The sequence below is a fragment of the Quadrisphaera sp. DVD1 genome (assembly GCF_058932755.1).
This window is the reverse complement of record NZ_JBZYWI010000249.1, coordinates 1-1,968: the sequence shown is the minus strand read 5'-3', so window position 1 is coordinate 1,968 and position 1,968 is coordinate 1. Positions and strand designations below refer to the sequence as shown.

Here is a 1,968-nt window from a genome sequence, read left to right as displayed (position 1 = left end):
GTGCCGGCCGCGCGCCAGCACGTCGACCTCGACGAGCGCCGCCCGATCGCCGTCGGCGAGTAGCCGCCCGCTCCTTCCTCGCCCGGGTGCCCGCGGGGCTCGCCGGGCCGGTGATAAGGTTCCGAACGTCCTCGGGGCTGTGGCTCAATTGGTAGAGCACCTCGGTCGCATCGAGGGGGTTAGGGGTTCGAGTCCCCTCAGCTCCACCCGAGACGCGCGAAGGAGGCACCCCTGCGGGTGCCGCCTTCGCGCTGTTCCGCCCCTCGCTCCAGGGGCGTCGGGGGTCAGGCCGGGGTGGACGCCGAGCCGGCCCCGCTGCGGGCGACCTCGGCGCGCACCGCGGGCGCGACCTCGGTGCCGAGCAGCTCGATCGCCCGCAGCACCTCGCGGTGCGGCATCGTGCCGGTGCTCACGTGCAGCATGAAGCGCTGCAGGCCCAGCACCTCCTGGTTGAACAGCAGCTTCTCGGTGACCTCGGCGGGGCTGCCGACGAACAGGGCCCCGCGCAGGGTGCGCCCGGCGTCGAACTGCTCGCGCGAGTACGGCGCCCAGCCCCGCTCGCGCCCGATGGTGTTCATCGCCGCGGCGTAGGCGGGGTAGTGGTCGTCAGCGGCCTTCTGCGAGCTCTCGGCGAGGAAGCCGTGGGAGTGCGTGGCCACCGGCAGGGTCGCCGGGTCGTGGCCCGCCCGGCGAGCGGACTCTCGGTACAGCTCGACCAGCGGCGCGAACCGCTCGGGCATGCCGCCGATGATCGCCACGGCCAGCGGCAGGCCGAGGGTGCCGGCGCGCACGACCGACTGCGGGTTGCCCCCCACGCCGATCCAGACGGGCAGCGGGTCCTGCAGCGGGCGCGGGTAGACCGCGGCGTCGAGCAGCGCGGGGCGGTGCTTCCCCTGCCAGGTCACGCGCTCGGCCTCGCGCAGGCGCAGCAGCAGGTCGAGCTTCTCGGAGAACAGCTCGTCGTAGTCGTCGAGGCTGTAGCCGAAGAGCGGGAACGACTCGATGAACGAGCCGCGCCCGGCGATGATCTCCGCGCGGCCGCCCGAGAGCAGGTCGAGGGTGGCGAAGCCCTGGAACACGCGCACCGGGTCGTCCGAGGAGAGCACCGTGACGGCGCTGGTCAGCCGGATCCGCTTCGTGCGCTCGGCCGCCGCGGCGAGGATCACGGCCGGGGCCGAGGAGACGTAGTCGGCGCGGTGGTGCTCGCCCAGCCCGTAGACGTCCAGGCCCACCTCGTCGGCCAGGGCGATCTCCTCGACCACCTCGCGCATCCGCTGGGCGGGGCTCATCACGGCCCCGGTCCTCGGGTCGGGCGTGATCTCCGCGAAGGAGCTGATGCCGATCTCCACAGCACACCGCTTTCGTCGTTGGTTGATCCTTCAACCATACCGACGAGCGGTGTTCCGGGGGAGGCGCTAGAGCGTCCGGCCGGCCTGGACCGCGCGCAGGGCGTCGTCGACGCCGGCCCGGATCACCTCGTCCATCGACCGGGTGGTGCCCACGACCGCCTGGACGGCCTCCTGCGGCACCTCCTGCACCGGCGCTGCTTCCTGCACGGCCTCGTGCACGGCCTCCTGCACGGCCTCCTGCACCGGCGCCGCCTCCTGAGCGGGAGCTGGAGCGGGGGCCGGAGCCGGGGCCGCAGCCGTCGGGGCCAGGGGGCGCGTCACGTGCCCGACCACCTCCTGGACGGGGGTGACGACGTCGTCCACGACGTCCTCGGCCGGGGTGACGACGTCCTCGACGACGTCCTCGACGACCGCCGGCGGCGCGGGCGGCGCGGGCGGTGCCGGCGGCGCGGGCGGCTCGAGCTGGACGGGTGCCGGCACGGGCGGCGCGGGCGGCAGGTCGGCCCCGACGGGCGCCTGCGCGGGCGGGGCGGCGTCGGCCGGTGCGGCGCCCTCGGGGGCCCAGGGCGCGGCGGGGGGCGGCGCGACGTGCTGGCCGGAGCCCGCGCCGCCCGACGAC

General features: G+C 75.5%; 1 protein-coding gene, 1 tRNA gene and 1 pseudogene. 1 reads left to right on the top strand and 2 read right to left on the bottom strand.

All coding sequences use genetic code 11. The features are described 5' to 3' along the window. Positions 1 to 133 precede the first annotated feature (133 nt). Positions 134 to 206, top strand: a tRNA-Ala gene (locus AC5FZL_RS16550). A 78-nt stretch (positions 207 to 284) separates the two neighbouring features. On the opposite strand, the gene AC5FZL_RS16545 is transcribed toward AC5FZL_RS16550, so the two are convergent. Further along, entirely contained in the window at positions 285 to 1,349 is a 1,065-nt protein-coding gene (locus AC5FZL_RS16545; protein ID WP_493619969.1) for an LLM class flavin-dependent oxidoreductase, read from the bottom strand. A 66-nt stretch (positions 1,350 to 1,415) separates the two neighbouring features. Next, a pseudogene (locus AC5FZL_RS16540) lies at positions 1,416 to 1,968 on the bottom strand (hypothetical protein); the annotation flags it as partial.